Annotated in this window: 11 protein-coding genes; 4 read left to right on the top strand and 7 right to left on the bottom strand. The window is 39.1% G+C overall.

The window, feature by feature from the left end; genetic code table 11:
- Positions 1 to 557: 557 nt before the first annotated feature.
- On the bottom strand, positions 558 to 1,493 hold the full coding sequence (locus MSMAS_RS00950) for a UDP-N-acetylglucosamine 3-dehydrogenase (protein ID WP_230633320.1): 936 nt from the start codon (positions 1,491 to 1,493) through the stop codon (positions 558 to 560).
- A gap of 1,248 nt (positions 1,494 to 2,741) precedes the next feature.
- Between MSMAS_RS00950 and MSMAS_RS00955 the strand changes: the two genes are divergently transcribed.
- On the top strand, positions 2,742 to 4,337 hold the full coding sequence (locus tag MSMAS_RS00955; RefSeq protein WP_011033070.1) for a glycosyltransferase family 2 protein: 1,596 nt from the start codon (positions 2,742 to 2,744) through the stop codon (positions 4,335 to 4,337).
- Between the two features lie 264 nt (positions 4,338 to 4,601).
- On the opposite strand, the gene MSMAS_RS00960 is transcribed toward MSMAS_RS00955, so the two are convergent.
- Positions 4,602 to 6,698, bottom strand: coding sequence for a disaggregatase related repeat-containing protein (locus MSMAS_RS00960; RefSeq protein WP_011033069.1), 2,097 nt, complete (start codon positions 6,696 to 6,698; stop codon positions 4,602 to 4,604).
- 363 nt (positions 6,699 to 7,061) lie between these two features.
- Complete coding sequence (locus MSMAS_RS00965) at positions 7,062 to 8,672, bottom strand: right-handed parallel beta-helix repeat-containing protein (protein ID WP_011033068.1); 1,611 nt, start codon at positions 8,670 to 8,672, stop codon at positions 7,062 to 7,064.
- Between the two features lie 236 nt (positions 8,673 to 8,908).
- On the opposite strand from MSMAS_RS00965, the gene MSMAS_RS19125 reads away from it, so the two are divergent.
- Positions 8,909 to 9,058, top strand: coding sequence for a hypothetical protein (locus MSMAS_RS19125; RefSeq protein WP_155395167.1), 150 nt, complete (start codon positions 8,909 to 8,911; stop codon positions 9,056 to 9,058).
- 186 nt (positions 9,059 to 9,244) lie between these two features.
- Here MSMAS_RS19125 and MSMAS_RS00970 read toward each other — a convergent pair whose 3' ends face one another.
- From MSMAS_RS00970 to MSMAS_RS18505, 3 genes are all read right to left on the bottom strand, one after another.
- The gene (locus tag MSMAS_RS00970) at positions 9,245 to 11,125 is read right to left on the bottom strand and encodes a disaggregatase related repeat-containing protein (protein WP_015411588.1); all 1,881 of its coding nucleotides are present in this window, start codon (positions 11,123 to 11,125) and stop codon (positions 9,245 to 9,247) included.
- Between the two features lie 1,344 nt (positions 11,126 to 12,469).
- Positions 12,470 to 12,637 (bottom strand): hypothetical protein, encoded by a 168-nt coding sequence (locus tag MSMAS_RS19340; protein ID WP_155395320.1) that lies wholly within the window; start codon positions 12,635 to 12,637, stop codon positions 12,470 to 12,472.
- 277 nt (positions 12,638 to 12,914) lie between these two features.
- A complete protein-coding gene (locus MSMAS_RS18505; RefSeq protein WP_155395168.1) occupies positions 12,915 to 13,061 on the bottom strand; it encodes a hypothetical protein in 147 nt (48 codons plus the stop codon).
- A 45-nt stretch (positions 13,062 to 13,106) separates the two neighbouring features.
- On the opposite strand from MSMAS_RS18505, the gene MSMAS_RS00975 reads away from it, so the two are divergent.
- Both MSMAS_RS00975 and MSMAS_RS00980 read left to right on the top strand, forming a co-directional pair.
- Positions 13,107 to 14,012 carry a polysaccharide deacetylase family protein gene (locus tag MSMAS_RS00975; protein ID WP_011033066.1) on the top strand — a complete coding sequence of 302 codons (906 nt, stop codon included), beginning with the start codon at positions 13,107 to 13,109 and terminating at the stop codon, positions 14,010 to 14,012.
- Between the two features lie 679 nt (positions 14,013 to 14,691).
- Positions 14,692 to 16,503: a hypothetical protein gene (locus tag MSMAS_RS00980; protein WP_015411586.1), complete on the top strand. Its 1,812-nt coding sequence runs from the start codon at positions 14,692 to 14,694 to the stop codon at positions 16,501 to 16,503.
- Positions 16,504 to 17,006: 503 nt separating this feature from the next.
- On the opposite strand, the gene MSMAS_RS00985 is transcribed toward MSMAS_RS00980, so the two are convergent.
- Positions 17,007 to 17,546: a metal-dependent hydrolase gene (locus MSMAS_RS00985; RefSeq protein WP_048036617.1), complete on the bottom strand. Its 540-nt coding sequence runs from the start codon at positions 17,544 to 17,546 to the stop codon at positions 17,007 to 17,009.
- Between the last annotated feature and the right edge of the window lie 23 nt (positions 17,547 to 17,569).

Genomic DNA, 17,569 nt, shown 5'->3' on the forward strand with positions numbered 1-17,569 from the left:
GGATTGATATCTATCACTTCTCTTTGTTTAGACTAATTATGTTTCTTTTAATTGATGACTCTTTTACTTTTTTAGATTTAATAATTATCTCTGACTTTTGTATTTTACTTTCCATCAGCCACAGACCTGAATGTTTGAATCCATCTATGAGCCTTTTCTGAGCTACAACGTGAATTTTTTTGTAATTTCTTGGCGTTTATTCTGTGAATAAGTACCATTTCAGCAGCTGTCAAAAATCTCTTTGCAGAGTCCAGTTGTGAAAATCAATCTTTTCCTGAGAACCAGCGCGTACTTGAAGTCCAGAAAACTGAATGTTAAAAGAAGGGGCATCCTTCATGGTTAGAGTAAATTCAAGAAGTCCCATAACGGGCTCCATTTTTTATTTATTCTTGAAAGCAGAAGCATCGTGGCTCCCTAAAGCTGACTTTTTAGAACCTATAAGTTCTTTCCGTAGTGTTTACTTTGCGTAGTGTTTACTTTGCGTAATATTTTTCTATCCGTAAATAAAGGCAGGTTAACGGGCAAATGTATGGAGGTTGCTTCATCTGGCTGCAGTTTCAGATCTCTATCATTTTTTCTTCCCTGTATGATTGAATTGCAGCTAAAGCCACTTCAAGAGCATGTTTTCCTTCTTCCCCTGAAGGACTCGGACAGGTTCCGTCTCTGGAACAGCAGATAAAATGGGAAAGCTCTTTTTGCAGAGGCTCAGCTTTTTCTATCCTGGCTGTCTGTACCCAGCCATTGTCATGAAACTCAACACTCTGGTCGAGATAATCAAGATATGTAACTCCTTTAACGCCAACGGCTGTAAGCTTCCTAATTTTATGCGGAGTAAGCCAGTTAGTTTCTACAAGTCCTGAGTACGAATGGTTAAGGCGCAGATGAATAGTTGCATGATCCTCAAAAGAGTGGATATCCGAGCCAGCTATGGCATAAACCTGGTTTATCTTCATCCCGTAAATAAAAGAGATTATATCTATATCATGGACTCCTATATCCAGAATTACACCAACATCTCTTATCCTTGGGTTATAGGGACCGACTCTTCTTGTCGAAACTGAGACTATTTTCCCCAGGACTCCTGAGTCAACTACCTCTTTTAATTTCAGGACTGCAGGGTTAAATCTTTCTATATGGCCTACCATCAGATGCCTGTCCATCTCTTCAGCGGATTCGATCATTGCAGTTGCATTTTCCACGCTGTCTGCAATAGGCTTTTCTACAAGCACATCAACTCCCGCTTCGAGGGCGTCAAGCACTATAGGACAGTGAAGGGTAGTAGGAGCTGCAATACTTATCGCGTCAAGATTTGTTTTCCCGAACATCTTTTTGTGATCAGAAAAAGGCAATGTGTCATATCTTGCCGCAAGCTCTTTTACCCTTGAAGAATTGGGATCGGATATACCTATCAGTCTTACATCTTCCATTTCGCTATATATTCTGACATGGTTTTCTCCCATATAGCCGGTTCCAACCACTCCTACACGTATCAATTCTTTTTCCCCCACAATAAATATCCATCATGTGCTTTTTCTTCCTTTTCTGAAAAGCACACTATTTTAACACAAATAATATGTTATCAGTAAATTAAAAATTCATCCTTTAAATACAGGTTTTAGTTCTTACTTCTTTTTTAAATTGGTTATGGCTCAGTTTTCCATTATACTCCCTTTATATGGAAAACCTTTCGGAATACCTGTAAGTTAAAAGTTGTAGCCCTTTATTCCCATCTGGCAACCCTGAGTTTTACAGGTAAACCTTCCCTCTAAATGAATAAATATTCTTCGAATATAAGTTTTAGTCTTGCACTAATATTTTATGTCAGTGTACGATGATTATTTTAATATCTCTGACTTCTATGTTTTAATTTTTAACTCCTGTTAACACTTTCAATATTTTTCCTGGACATCTCTCAACAAGGCAACTTCAAGAACAGTTTTGTGCCTTCTGAAACAGGATTTACATATTAAATTTTTATATCTCCCCTTTTTCTCGCAGCTTTCTCTTTTCACTATACTCGGAAGGCTAAATAAGCTTCCTGTAGACATATTATTTTCCTTAACAGCTACTGAATGAGAAGCAGGATCTTTCTACAGTGATTATTTTGTATTATTTTTTATTCGGGGACTACATTATTCTTTAAATGAATAATACTATTCCTTCTACATACTATTTTATCTGCCCGATGCCGCAGGTTGATTTAGTCCCAGCATATATTCATCCCGGAGAGTAACTTTATGGCAGGTAACTGAGTCAGGGCAGGTATCACGTGTGCTCCGGGATTCAATATTTTTTATATAGTATTTCCCTCGGGTAGCGGAGCCGTTAAAGCATTCTGATCTGGAAAACATTTGTTTATTTTTGAATCATATAATTTTTTTACTTTTTTCTTTGATACATAAATTTACAGTGAATAAACTGGCTTTTCTCACGAATCTCCCTTTCAAATGCATTATTTTCCAAACATGGGGAGAATATGCCTTAATTTCTAATATCTCCTGTGCCTAAAAACCGCGATAGTGAAAATATATAATTTACACTTATATATAATCAGGTCTCTATTTAATGCAGGGATATTGTGGTAAGTTATTAATATTTTCATAGATTATTTTCAGTCAGATGTTAACTTTATATATATTTTATTCCAAATATCTTTCAAATGATAGCCTTTAATATTTTTGCATTTATACACATACTGGGGGTTATAGTATAATGCATACTCATAAGGGGGTGGAGAGGGTTTGTATTCAGCCCTTACACTTTGTTTCAATTCTTTAATTTCCGATCCTGTTAGTATAGTTTCATCGCCATCTCAACTTTCCGATAGGCCTCTAAGACATGAGTTTACGGTCCTGATTCCAGCCCAAAATGAGGAGGCTTCCATCGGTAGCAAGGTTCTGCTTGCGGCGAGTTATGCAGATCGTGTACTTGTGCTTGACAAAGGGTCTACTGACAGAACCATGGAAGTGGCAGCTCTGGGTGGGGCAAGAGTTATTCCTCTTGCAGGAGGGGAGGAAGCTTTGCTTAAAGTCCTCTACAGGGCGTCACTTGATTCTGAGCTTGTGGTTCTCATCTATCCGGAGTGCATGCAGGATATAGATTTGCTTTCCCATGTCCTTGAGCCTTTAAGGCAGGGGTTTGACCTGTCAGTAGGTTCCTGGCCCTGCCGTGTTTCCTGTGAACAGGAAGCTGTGATGCTTCTTAACGGGAAAAGCACCTTTAAAGAAAAAATAGGCTTTCTTGCCGTAACCTCAAGGTCACTTCAGAATATAAGTTCAGGCAAAGAGCACATGTCTTTAAAGTCCCTGCTTTCTGCGGCAAAGACTGAAAAACTTAAGGTTAACTATCTGAGCTTTGATGTCGATCCAGCATTTCGGAAGCTTGAGAGTACCCGCATAGGAGTTGTTGTTCCTGCATACAACGAAGAACTGCTTATCGGTGAGACTCTCAGCGGAATTCCAGAGTATGTGGACCGTATATATGTGATTGATGATGGAAGCACTGACCGGACAGGAGAAATAGTCAAAAAGTTCGGAGACTCGAGAATAGTTTATCTGCGTCACGAGGTAAATAGGGGCGTCGGGGCAGGGATAATTAGCGGGTATAAACTCGCTCTGAAAGATGAAATGGATATTGTAGCAGTTATGGCTGGGGATAACCAGATGGATCCTGCCCATCTTCCGAGATTGATCTTTCCGATTATCGAAGGACTTGCCGACTATACAAAGGGCAACAGGCTTCTTTCAGACAATTTTATGACCGGGATGAGCAGGTTGAGGTCTTTTGGAAACCTTCTTCTGAGCTTCCTGACCAAAATAGGAAGTGGATACTGGCACATAATGGACCCACAAAATGGGTACACAGCCATTTCCAGGCAGGCTCTTGAAGTTATCGATCTGGATGCAGTCTATCCTTATTACGGGTACTGTAACGACCTGCTGATCAAGCTTAATGCCTTTGGAATGAGGGTAATGGATGTGGTCATTCCTGCCCGTTATGGAAGAGAGAAGTCATCTATAAAATATAGCAAATATGTCCGTAAGGTCTCACCCATGCTTTTCAGGGGTTTCCTCTGGAGGCTCAGGGTCAAATACACTGTCCTGGATTTCCATCCCCTTGTGCTATTTTACTTCCTCGGGATGCTCGCATTACCTCTGAGTGTCCTCCTGGCTTTCTGGGGAATTTTCCAGCTATTGCTTCAAAACACTCTTCCGTCATATTACCCACTGCTTGGCTTCCTCGTACTGGGTACAGGGCTCCAGATGCTCCTTTTCGGAATGCTCTTTGACATGCAGGTAGAGAAGAAAAGAAATGAAAGAGTAGGACTTGCTCGTTAAGGTCTGGAATTTATCTCCCAGATCTTTTTCTATTTATTTTAATCATCATTAAGAGCCTGAATATCTATTGATTTTTCTACATATCTTTGTCCGCTTGTTAATATCTGGAGTAAAAAACCATTTGGATCAGGTATCTGTTTTGGATATATAACCTGCATTCGGGGACTCAATCTGATATGACTTTATTTTCAGATATGATGCATTTCTAAATGCTTCCTGTCTCATATCCATATCTTATAATTTTCGCCACATTTCCCTGTTATATTATTCATTTTTATATTCTATTGAAAGTCTTGGCATCTGATTTTTGTTTTGCCATTCCGAACTGTAGAATGCAATATAGTCACTGTCTTCCGCTCTGGATTTTATAAGAAAACCGGTATTTTCATATTTCCCGCTAATGTATTCCCTTACAAGCTCTGTTACGTCCAGCTCATAATACCTGTTATCAGGAAGACTACTGCTCTTAAAAGTTATTGTGGAATAAGGAGTGCTGCCCTGAGATACTCCATTTTTATCGTACCAGTCCCCTCCTGGATTTTTCCATGGAGTGTTTATTTCTCTCGCGCCCCATGAAATATGTTCTTCACACCATTTTTCAGGCCTGTATACTTCGAGAATAGTATCTTCCTTTCGGGATTCTTCGGGGTAATACCAGAATAGAGAAAGAGTTGCTTTTTCAATTTTATTTGTTTTATTCAGTTGTCCCAGCTCAAAAAGTATAACTCCTCTGTACTTCCCGCCATCCGGGCTTTCTCCAACGTCGATATATTCAGTGTCCCTCAACGTCGAGTCAGGATTTTCTTCCTTCAGTCTATTGTCTGAGATTACCAGGGGTAAGACAATTTCAAGTTCCTCATTGTCAGATTCTCCCGAAATAAAACTTAAAAAAATCTTTTTTATAGATCTTATAATCTCTGAAATCGTTCTTTTTATCTCATATATAAGACCTTTTTTCTGTCCTATATCAATGCCGTCATCTATTTCATACGATATATTCTGTGGGCCGGACTTTATCGCCTCCGCACAGGGCAAATCCTGTATCTCTGAAGGGTCGTCTTTATTCAGCTGCTCTATCAGTTCGGGGGTGGCTTCTCTGTCCGATGTAGATTCAGCATGCATATAGTTCCCACCGGCATTGTTCAGGAGACAGTTATTTTGTAGGATAAATGAATGACTGTCTTCTAACTGATTATAAAATGCATAACCTTCTCCGGCTGTAGGACTTGACCGGGTATTAATTATTATATTATTTCTAGCAGTGGTCGTATAATCTGATCCCGGAGATGAAAACTCTTCATCTACCTGTTTATGGGCAATTGCCGCTCCGTAGCACCCATCGAATACATTGTCTTCTATAAGGGTATTATAAAATCCGTTGAGGACCACGCCCCCTGCCCAGGCAGCGCCAGGATTAATTCCGGTTTTGTAAAATCTGTTATTGTGTATGTATACATCTTTTGCGGAATCTTTTGAATATGCAGGCCCGTAACCAGTAATCCAGATCCCTGCTGCATTTGTCTCGTACAGCAGGTTATTATAAATCTCAATATCATCCATTACCGTTGAAGAACCCGTTTTCTGGATCTCAATTCCGGCTCCCCCTTCTCCCTCGGAATTAATGATATTATTATAGAATTTCACATGATTTCCATTATATACCCTGAGCCCGCTATTTGTTCTGCATGTTATTTTATTGTTCCATGCCCCTATGTCTGAACTGTAGATGATATAAAGAGCATCATGCCCGACTTTATATACTGTGTTATTATAAAACTGGATATCAGAGCCTTTTACAACTTTCAACCCATCTCCATGGCTGTCGTGCATGTACATATCATAAACTCTGATATTTTTGCAGTTCAGGAAGTGAACCAGGTTATGATATCCTTTTCCCCTGCTTTTTTCTCTATTCCCATCATGGTTCCCGTCAATTTCAAAACCTTTTACAGTAATATTCTGGCTTTCCGAGCTGTCTCTCTGGGTGATAAGGGGCTTCTCCAATGGCCAGTCTGCTTTATCCTTAAGTTTTATCACGGCTGTAGGGTCCCCTTCCAGGATAGTATTGCTCCCCACAAAAATGCTGTCTGAGATCAAGTATGTGTTTGGACCTTTCAAATGAACTGTTGTAAACTCAGGGTTTTCTGCTACATATGCGAGGGCTTCATTAATCTCTATATGGTCATCGGTGCCATCACAGTTGAAATCCCCACTCCCGTCAGTACTTACGTAAACCGTCATTTCGGTTTGGGAAGTTGAAAGGGTAATAGTTACACCTGCGACCAGAATAATAAGAATTAAAATCAGGATTCCTTTATTCTTTTTTTCTCCCTGTCTATGTATCCAGTTATTTTCGTTCATCTGTATCCCCAATACACTTAACTATAACTCTCTAAGCTTAAAAAAAGTTATCTGTGGAAATCTAAAATAAATTTAAAAGAAATAATGGAACCCTTTATATTCTCTAAGGCTTAAGGAGCTTGATTTCTGAATATATTGTCTATCTCCTCTGCAACACTATTAATACATACCTCCCAATAATTTGTAAATATTTAATGTGTTGTCCGAATCATGGGTTGTAAAAGTTGAAAATAAGTTAATTGCTTTTAAAAGTAGTCAGATAGATTTAATCCTAATATAAAAACAAATCCCTGAAAATTTAAGCCAGAATATTTATTTCAGGGATGGAATTAAATTTTAACTCAAAAGATACCTGAAAATAAATTATATCTGGATTTTAAAGCAGAATAAAAGGAATATCCTCAGGAGTGTCCTTAGTATCCTCCATTCTGGTGAAAGTATCTCATTCCACCATGCAACATATCCGGGCATCACCCCTGACTTTGATGCTTCTTCGGTGTTTCCATATCTCCCTATATTGATCCTGCCCCCATTGTCATCAGGCTCATTGGAGCAATCAGAGGACGGATATCCAGCGTCAATGCAGGGTGATGTCTGGAAATCTTTTACCCATGTTTTTCCATTCCATCTGCCGCCTATTGATCTTAGATGGTAATCATTTTCCTTCTGATTTGCAAATCGGGGGTTCTCATATATATCACCTGTCGAATTTGCATTTTTATAGTTTCCTGCCGTATTATTGTAAAAGCAGTTATTTTCCAGTATAAAGCTGTGGGTTTCAGGCAGATAATTAATTACACCATACCCTGTACCTTCCGGGTCGTTCTTACGTTCAAGTGTGTCCACTATGATATTATTGCGCACAATGGTTGTATATCCAGTATCTTTTGGTGAGAGATCCGTAGAATATCCCGTAGGGTGCATCAGGGCAATGGCAGTATGATATGTCCCGTCAAACACGTTATTCTCTATCAGGGTATTGTAAAACCCGCTGGTTACAATACCTCCTACCCAGTCAATGTTCGGGTTCGTGCCTGTACTATAAAATATATTATGGTGAATTTGGACATTCTGAGCTTCTTCTGTTGAATATGAATTGTCGTAACCTACCAGCCAGATTCCGGGCCCATAAGTGTTGTAGATAGTATTATTATAGACTTCTATATCGTCCATAACGGCTGAAGATTTTTGAATTTGAATCCCGGGTCCTCCTGCACTCCAGTGATAGAAGGAATCAATAACATTATCATGGAATTTTACATGATTTGAATCCCATACTCTAAGCCCGCTGTTGGTCCTGCAGGTTATTGTATTATTCCAGGCTTTCAGATATTGAGACTGGATCCCATAGAGACCTTCATGCCCGAGCTTATATACCTTATTATTGTAGAACTGGATATTGGAACTATTTTCAACTTTCAATCCATCTCCATGACCGTCGTGCATATACATGTCATGAACCTGAATATTTGTTGTGTTATTGAGATAGATCAGGTTATAATATCCTTCACCTTTATTTTTTTCCTCATTCCCATCATGATTCCCGTCAATTTCGAAACCTCTTATGGTAATATTCTGTTCCGAAAAATCTCTCTGGGTAATGAGAGGCTTCAAGGACGGCCAATCTGCTCTGTCTTTGAGTTTTATTACAGCTGTAGAATCCCCCTGAAAGGTTACATTGCTTCCTATCAAAATGCTGTCCGAGATAACGTATGTGTTTGGACCTTTCAAGTGGACTGTTGTAAACTCAGGGTTTTCTGCTACGTATGCGAGGGCTTCATTGATCTCTATCTGGTCGTCAGTTCCGTTACAGTTATAGTCACCTCTCCCATCTCCAGCCACGTAAACAGTTTCTTCCGGTAGCGTTATGGAAAGGGCTGTTGTAGTCGTCACAACCAGAAGTATAAAGACTGTAATGCAAACTCCCATTTTTTTCCTGTTTTTCCATATATTTGCCAGATCTTTCCCACTCATTTTTCATCCCTGTGTCCTGAGATATAACCCTCCAATCTCGAAAAAAGTTTATTAATGCAAGAACAGAACTGTTATGGAGGTCTTCAAGAAGCGTGAAGTTGTCAATGATCTCAGAGGCTTAATCTTTATAACAATCCAAAGTGATTAATTCCACATTTCTGTTTTTTTCTTAAATATATGCAGGCTATTAAATAATGATAATAATCATTGATTGCCGCAGTATACAAATAGCTTGTGTGAGTAAAATTGTTCTGTTTGTTCCGGAACAATATAGTGTGGACAGCCGCACGGTTCCGAATCTTTTTGTCGACAGAATTCTATCTGGAAATAATTTTATTTATGGCTGCAGGTTCAGGATTGAAACAGTAATATACGGGCACTTTTGAAAATATTCACTGTTAAACTATTTCTCCATTCTAAAATAAGCTAATATACTCAAAATGGTCCTGTATTTGTTCTGGAGTTTTCTATAAAAAGCAGAGAGGAGAAACTGAAATATCCGGTAAGGAGATTTTTATAATCTCACAAACACCGGATTTTTCAAGTTGTCTCTTTCAATTAAGGGTGCCAGATTATATTTTTTCTTCTATGGCCAGCATTGGGCGCTGGTTTTCATCATCAATTTCACTGCTGTAGAATGCTACATAGTCTGCATTCTCAGCACGAGTTTTTATAAGGAACCCTGTGTTTTCGTATTCGCCGCTGACATACTCTTTTACGAGGTCTGTTACGTTCAGCTCGTAGTACCTGTTATCCGGTATATCACTGCCCTTAATAGTTATTGTGGCATATGGCGCATCTCCCTGAGAGACGTTATTCATGTCAAACCAGTCTCCTCCGGGCTGTGTCCAGAGCACCCCATTGTCCCTGGTGTTCCAGGTTACATTTTCAGGGTTCCAGGCTGCAGCTGGTCTGTATACTTCTACGATTGTGTCCTCTGGCCTTTCAATTCCATCGGGATAGTACCAGTAGAGAGACAGAGTGGCGTTGCTAATATTTTCTGCATCGTTGTATTCGCTAAGATTAAATAAAAGCAGGTCTCTGTACTTTCCTATTCCAGGTCTGCCTCCGATGTCGAGATATTCTTTGTCCTGATAAACCGTATCAGGTGTGGATTCCTTGAGGCGATTGTCTATAATGTCTGATGAATTCTCTTCTGTCAATGATGTCTTATCAGTTTCAACCACCTGTTCAGGATCAGCCTCTGTTACAGGAGGCTCATTAACTCCTGTCTGGGTGCCTGTCTCAGATATATTCTCTTCTGTCAGTGATTCGTTATCAGTTCCAGTAACCTGTTCTGGAGCAGCTTTCGTTATTGCAGTTTCATTCTCTGCTGTCTGGTTATTAGCTGTTGCAACTTCAGTTTCTTTTGTTTCCGTAGCAAGTTCGGTTTCTTCTGTCTCTGTTACAGCAGTTTCATTAGCAGTCGTCTTGGAATCTTCCTCGGATGTCGGGCTTACAGTTTCTGTACTCTGTGAGCTCGATGCACTTCCAAGAGATCCATAGCCGTATCCTTTGGCTACCCAGTTCTCAACGCTGCGGTCAGATGGTCCTAATATGTTTGAACCTGAGCCCACCTGGATGTAAGGTGACACGTTCCACATTACATTATCACGAACGCTAATCGACCCGCTTGCGTGCCAGTTACCAATGCCTGCGCTGCTGCTTGATCCTTTGTAATCATGCATAATGTTGTGATGGACATCCACATTTGTCAGTTTGTTTTCCAGCTCAACACAGCACCATCCGGACCCGGCGCTACCTGTGAAGGTGTTGTGATCTACCTCTATATTTGCACAGTTGTCTACCCTGACACCTGTGTTGGTCTGAACCTCAACATAACAGTTGTACATTCTGGAATCTTTAGTGCCGGATAAAAATGACACTCCATCGTGTCCTGAAGACTGCATCCTGCAGTTATATACTTCTATTCCAGAACTCTTACTGATTCTGACACCGTCACCATATAGATAACGAGTCAGTAAGATATCATGTACCTTAGCATTGGTTACAGACGTCAATTTTATGCAGTTCCGGTAGTCTCCGTGCCCTCCATCTTTAGGTCCTGTTGCTGTACTCTGGAACTGAAGATGAGATACTTCTACGTTAGAAACACCTGATCCGTATATGTAGGCAGGTGATCCATCTGAGTTACAGACTGAGCCGGTAGCAAAGATTATTGTATTGTCGCCCGCACCTTTCAGTACTACATTGGATTTCAAAATTATAGGTGCACTTATCTTATAAGTGCCAGCACCGAGAATAACCACTCCCGGGTTGCTTGATGTTGCTCCTGCTGCTACGGAGTTTATTGCGTTATTAATTGCAGTCTGGGCATCTGAGCCAGATGCAGGATTTACAGTTACTGTATTCTGTGCGCCTAACGCAGCGGGTACGGCTGTTAAAATAAGGCACGTTATTAGGAATAGGGTTCCTATCTGTCTTTTTAGCATCGTATCACCTTTGGGTTGGGATTGGAATTTGAGTGGATTCAAAAAGTTTTATTGGGTTTCAGTATATTTCCCCAAAGCACATACGAACGTTAGACGAGAACATGCTGTCAGGAATAGGGTTTCCTTCTTAATTTCAGGCATCGTATCACCTTTGGGCCGGATTCGAATTTGGGTAAACTCAAAAAACTATAGAATCGTTTTGTATTTCTCCAGCAGTTGATACGGTTGTTAAAATAAGAAATGCCGTCAGGATTAGGGTATCTAAATTCTTTTTTAGCATCGTATCGCCTCTGGATTGGATTTAAAATTTGAGTAAACTCAAAAATCCAGGATTATCGCATACTTTTCCCAGATATTTCTCAAAATTCCATATTACGTACTCGTAACGTTTTTCCGAACTATCTAATTAGACCTATTCTGTTTTTAACATCTAATTATGTCGGGTCTATACGGTAATTCAAAAATTCTAATTACGTTTGCGTAATATTTTTGAATCTATCCAATTGGTCCTCTGCGATTTATGTGGGGCGGACACGTTGCACACAGAGTTTCACTCTCCAATCACATTATAGGGATCAGTCACTGGAGGTGGTCGGGCACTGAAGTTCTGGCTTTTCATTTTTTTAAAAGCCTTGATTTCAGGATATCTTCTTAAAGTCAATATTTCCTGTTCTTTTTTACCTTCACTTTTAGCCCGGTCAACCCATCTACGAAATTTTTGTTTACTTATATAGTTCTGAGTTGACTTTGATGGTTATGCGATCCTATTATAAAATATTTTTGTTATTTTTTTTAAATTTTTTATATAGTATTGGAGACATTTTATTAACCCTGTACGCCTCATCATACGGAAAAAAGAGTTTTTTAGAGAGAAAGTTGCAAAAATACCCCGATTTTACCCGGCAGATTCTAAAAGCAGAACAGTTTATATATTATTTATCTGAGGCTTGCTTAATTTCAGGAGTGTTGTGAGCTCTATTCCGGTTTGCAAAAGTAATATTTGAACAGAAATTATTCATTATTTCTTCTTTGTTATTTTTTCTTTGTTATTTTTTCTTTGTTATTTCTTCTTTTATACTGTACTTCTCTCTATTTCCTAGCTCCAATATTAGTTCTAATATTCTTGCGGATACGAAGGTGCGGATTCATAAATAATATTTAAAGTCCCCCTTCTTTTTTCCTGCATCTGTCTTATATTTATGGCAAACTTTCCATTTTTCTCTTTAATGGTTGCTTCTCCTATCTACTTACAGTATTATTCTATATGCTGTATAAATATGAAGTCTATGTTGGTAAAACAGCTTCAATAGCCAGATAATTTATTTTTTATGTATAATATTCTCATTAAAAAAGTGGGTATTTTTCCTGAAGTATCCTTAAAAATGTGAGCCCATAAATAAAATCAGGATTAATACAGTTAAAAAGTGGGTATTTTTCCTGAAGTATCCTTAAAAATGTGAGCCCATAAATAAAATCAGGATTAATACAGTTATATATTTTCTCTTCACTCAAACATAAATTACTTTATTTATTCCTGGATATACTCTCAAAGCCTTCTATGTTTTATAAAATATATACCTCGATAAGTTAAGCACAATTTCCGTTTAAATATCACTTATGGATTTTTAAAATTTAAGGGGCCCTGTAGATAGGCTAATAAATTTAAACTTAATTGCTTTATGTCTTAAAATAAGAAGAATATGTCTATTTATTGAAGTTATCTAATATTTATAGTTATCTCCTCTTTTAAATTTATTTTTTCTGTTTTCATTGTTACGGTCTACTTTATTTAATCTAGTCTCACTTTGTCTTCATATTTGCTCTGATATTTCAAAAAATCTTTTATACTCTCTATGTGTTCCTTTAAGTGGGGAGGCTTTCTAAGCCAGTGGGGAAATGCATAGTTGCCTATTCCCATTCTTATTAAAACTTCCATTTTTGTTTCACGATATATGCATTATAGCTCGTATTGAGGGATTTCATGAAAGGTAGTCTTTCAGTTACGGTTGATCTTGAAGATTGGTATCATATTCCTTCCGTCTGCAGCTCACCTTTTTCGGTTTACAGGAATGTAGACGAATTCTTTAGGAGCTGGCACGGCAGGTATGATTACTTGAGTGAGCCTACAAAAAGGGTACTGGACATTCTTGACGAATTCAATGTAAATGCTACTTTTTTTGTTGTTGCAGACACTATAGAACATTATCCGGGATTGGTAGAGTCAATTGCAGATAGAGGGCACGAGCTTGCCTGTCACGGGCTTAGCCATGCTTGCAAGATTGATCCTGAGACAAAAAAACAATTAATGAGTGTGGAGGAGTTTGAACAAAGGACTCTGACTGCAAAGAAAATGCTTGAAAAAATCAGTGGAGAAAAGCTAATAGGTTATAGGGCACCAAATGCCCTTGTAAGCGGTTGGATGATTGATTCCCTTGAAAAGATGGGTTTTAAATATGACTCTTCTGTTTCGGTAAATTCTTTTTACAATAAAACTGATTCAGCTCTGAGAACAGTTTCATCTTACCCTTATTACCCTGAGGAAACGGAACTTGAAGCAGGGATTGACAGAAACTTTCTCGAGTTCCCATGGGCTTACTGTCAGCATGGATTGAAGTTTCCGGCATCAGGCGGCCCGATGCTTCGGTTCCTGGGCTCATCTTTTATACTGGACGGGCTTATGCAGAGCCTTAAAAGAGGGCATACCATATTCTATTTCCATCCACTGGATATTTCCTGTGCCAGATTCCCATCTCTTGGAAATAAAAGGCCCTTTTACTGGTGTATAAAAGGGAGGCTTGTTGAACAGAGAATCCGGCATATCCTGAGTAAATTGGATGATGTTGAAAAGATATCTCTTAGAGATTATCCGGGAGTATCATGTGTTTAAATGATTTCTGATGCTTTTGATGTAAAATTCAGGTTTATGAAATCCCTGGACACAGGATATCTCTGACTCCAGAAATATCCGGGTTTCTGGATATAGCTGAGTTTTCAGCATAATAAAAATTGATCGCAGGATGATTGCAGGATGAACCCTGGAGCTGGAGTTCATTATAAAACAGGACTTAAGCTCCTTAAAATTCAATTTTAGATCAATTTCTTTCTGTATAAACTCTATTTCTTTTTTCAGGCTTCAATTTTTTCATTTCTACATTCTGTGGAAAAGGAACTTGAAATCCTTTTTTTTTGAGTAATCTATTATTTGTATATCAATATCTTTTAAAAGTTCTGAAAATTACTTAAGTGTCTTTTATCTCTCTATAAGACCTCTAAAGCCTTTAATTCTCAAGTATTTTTATTTATGCGAACATTAATTAACTTGAGAATACTGTATCAAACTACACACCGGGCACAACAATTAATTATTTATTAAGCAATTGCATACACGGAAAAGAAAAAGGAGAAGAATGTTAAGGAAACTCTTAGATAGAAGGAAATTTGAGAACTGAAGTTCCCTTAGATCAAACTGTCTGTGAAATAGCCTCCACGGGAGTTACACAGGCGCTGGCTTTAAATTTAAGTATGGGAACTGGACTCTGTAACTTTCCGGAAGGATGGGGGACACATTGTCTAAACTCAACAACAAAATATTGAACCTGCTAACCTCGATTTCTCTGTTATTACTTGTTTACAGTCTCTTCATTCTCAGAGAAATCCAGCCTGAAGGATATATTGTCAATATCTATGAACAGCTTCCCTTCCGTTTTTATATGATTTTGCTTTTCTGTTACTTCTCCGGATGCTTTGTGCTTCTTGCGTACAGAAAGATCAGTGCGGTTTTCACACTGATGCTTGTTCATATTACCGTAATGATAATCCCTTACATGCTCGGTTACGCTTCAGTAGGCAGAGGAGACGAATTTTTATATCCGGGACTGGCAATAAGCACTGGAATTTCAGGAGCTTCGTGCCCGTCAACCTATTCAGATCTTTCCCCTACAGGGCCTCTCCTGGTCTCAACTCTGGGCCTTATTTCAGGCATGAGGGCACAGGTATTATCTCACTTTTTACCGGTAGTCTTTTCTATCGCATTTATTACCGGTATGTTTCTGTTCTATCGTGGTTTTATGAGCCGGGAAAAACTGGTTTCAGTAACCTTTATTTCTTCGATTATCCCATATTTCGGGCATTTTCAGGTATCAACGGTTTCATATTACCTTATTTTTTGCCTGGTTCCTCTCTATCTCCTTTTACTCTGGAATGCGATATCCCATAAAAACAGGTTGGCAATGGTTGTCTGTTTACTCTTTATGATACCTTTGCTTCCGCTAGCTCATCCCTTTATTTTTACTTATCTGCTGTGTTTCGCTTTGCTGCTCACTTTTGCAGGTAAAGCCATGCAGTCAGGTCTCCTCAAAAAAATTATTAGCTTTAAAAATCTTGCTCGAGACCCTCTCTCCAGCTCTTCAGGAAAAATAGTTCCTCTATTTCTATTCCTGTCGTTTACTTCAGGCAGTCTCCTTATCTATGCAAGGTACGCATCAGGGGTTTTTGATGTTTTCCTTCCGGATATTGTCTGGCGTTTTGAGACCCTTGTAGCTGCAGGTTTTGCTACAATTCCAAGCATGGAACCCGGGGTCTTTAAGTTTATACACCTTTTCAATCTTTACTATGGGAAGTATTACATCCCCTTAATTTTTGTTATTATTAATACAATAATCGTATGGCAGAACCGTAAACGTTTTTGTCAGCACTTTGTCCGCAGGTATCCTCGCTTTTTACTCCTGTATATAGCCTCTTTCTTCCTGGAACTCTGCTTTCTCCTGAATCCCTTCATACCCTATCCTCCTGATAGGTTTGCAAACCTGAGTTTCATTATATTTGCCCAGATTCCTTTGCTTGGGTACTCTGTATATATCGTCCTTCTCAGGAAGGGATATCCAATAGGCCTTGGAGCTGCAATTCTTGTACTGGGATTCGTATGGACTTTAGGGTTTTTCAGCTGTTTCAGTTCCCCATATGCCGGTGGATTCTCGGAGGTCATCCCGCAGAATGAGGTGGAAGGAGTGCAGTGGCTGGTAGAAACAAAATCAGAATATCCGTATTTTGTATCTTTCAGCGAAAAAGAAAATTATGCATTTTCAGAAAAATCTTCTGACAACATAGCGCAGTTTGATGCCTTTTCCGGAGCTTCCGACAATTCCGGGCCAGCACCTGTGAGCCTCTCTGAAAATTTAATGCCTCTGGAGAGTACCACTGCAAACGAACCTTTTTACCTTATAGTGACATCGTTTTCGGAGGCTATAGGTCTGGAAATCTCAGGAAAACCCGAAATGGAATCTTCTTCAGTTGAAAGAGACCCTGAAACTCAAAAAGACAGACCTCTGTACAAGATATACGATTCCCTTGACATAAAAATTTACAAGCATACTCCCTGAATTTGCTTTTTTCTCGCCCGAATTGCGCCTCGGGAGTACGCGGTCCTTTTCACTCCCCGAATTGCGCCTCGGGAGTACGCGGTCCTTTTCGGTCGCTTCGCTTCCTCAAGAGGACTGATTTTATCTGGAGATGAGCTAAAACAAAGAGGACTAATTTGTGAGTTGCAGAATTATCTAAGCTCAAGAGAACTGACAGTATTGAATCACAAACTCAACCTGTGTATATAAACTATTGCTGGTTCTTTTATAGGCTTACCTGAGAGAAATTTCCAGATAAAAGAAGCTACAAAAGGAAGGTAAAACCAGCAAGTCAAAATTATCTGAAGCTCCTGCGAAAAGGTTTATACGGAAAATTAGAGTACTTTTTATTTTCTTTTTATCTTTTTTATTCCTCTGACTGGACATCAGAAGGTGTGGTGTGAGCACTAATTACATTTAACTGAAAAAGAACCAATTAGATTTAACTGAAAAAGGCGTTTGGGTCAAAAAAAGTGTTTTTTCGGTCAGGAAGCTGTTCTGTGGTTTTCTTTCATTTTTGACCTTATATGGTTGCCTGCAAACAGGAGAATTATTCCTATACCTATTATTTCCGGAATAAACACACCTGAATAAGCCGGGTCGTATGAGCGATTAAGGATTCCAATTAAGTATTCAATAAAACCTCCGGAAAACGTGTCTCTTGGAAATTCCCATCCGAGAAACGGCCAGAGAAAAGCTCTGGGAGAGTTCCACATCTGATCCTCAAGTACATGACAGAATGAAGCGCCTGCAATGATCAGGGGGGCAGTCCAGCCTTTATGGTAAAAGATGCAGTATGCCCCCAGCCCCAGCAGGATCGCAAAAATAAGGGTATGGGCAAATATTCTCCCGCTTCCTATGGTCTCAGCAAGGACTATCCTGCCAAGGGGTTTGTCAATAAAGTCCGGAAGGAGTGCTCCAAAAGCTATCCATTTAAAGTCTACGGGAATATTCTTTTTCGGAAATAGACGGCTCAGCAAATAGAAGATTCCCAGGGTTATACCTATATGACCGAAAATAAACATCAGATTAAAAAAGTATATACCAT

The sequence above is a fragment of the Methanosarcina mazei S-6 genome (assembly GCF_000970205.1).
GTDB lineage: Archaea > Halobacteriota > Methanosarcinia > Methanosarcinales > Methanosarcinaceae > Methanosarcina > Methanosarcina mazei.

Coding starts and splice junctions, on each gene's coding strand:
- MSMAS_RS18505 (WP_155395168.1), bottom strand. CDS start 13,061: ATGGAAGTTTTAATAAGAATGGGAATAGGCAACTATGCATTTCCCCAC.
- MSMAS_RS00965 (WP_011033068.1), bottom strand. CDS start 8,672: ATGAGTGGGAAAGATCTGGCAAATATATGGAAAAACAGGAAAAAAATG.
- MSMAS_RS00960 (WP_011033069.1), bottom strand. CDS start 6,698: ATGAACGAAAATAACTGGATACATAGACAGGGAGAAAAAAAGAATAAA.
- MSMAS_RS00985 (WP_048036617.1), bottom strand. CDS start 17,546: ATGTTTATTTTCGGTCATATAGGTATAACCCTGGGAATCTTCTATTTG.
- MSMAS_RS00970 (WP_015411588.1), bottom strand. CDS start 11,125: ATGCTAAAAAGACAGATAGGAACCCTATTCCTAATAACGTGCCTTATT.
- MSMAS_RS00975 (WP_011033066.1), top strand. CDS start 13,107: ATGAAAGGTAGTCTTTCAGTTACGGTTGATCTTGAAGATTGGTATCAT.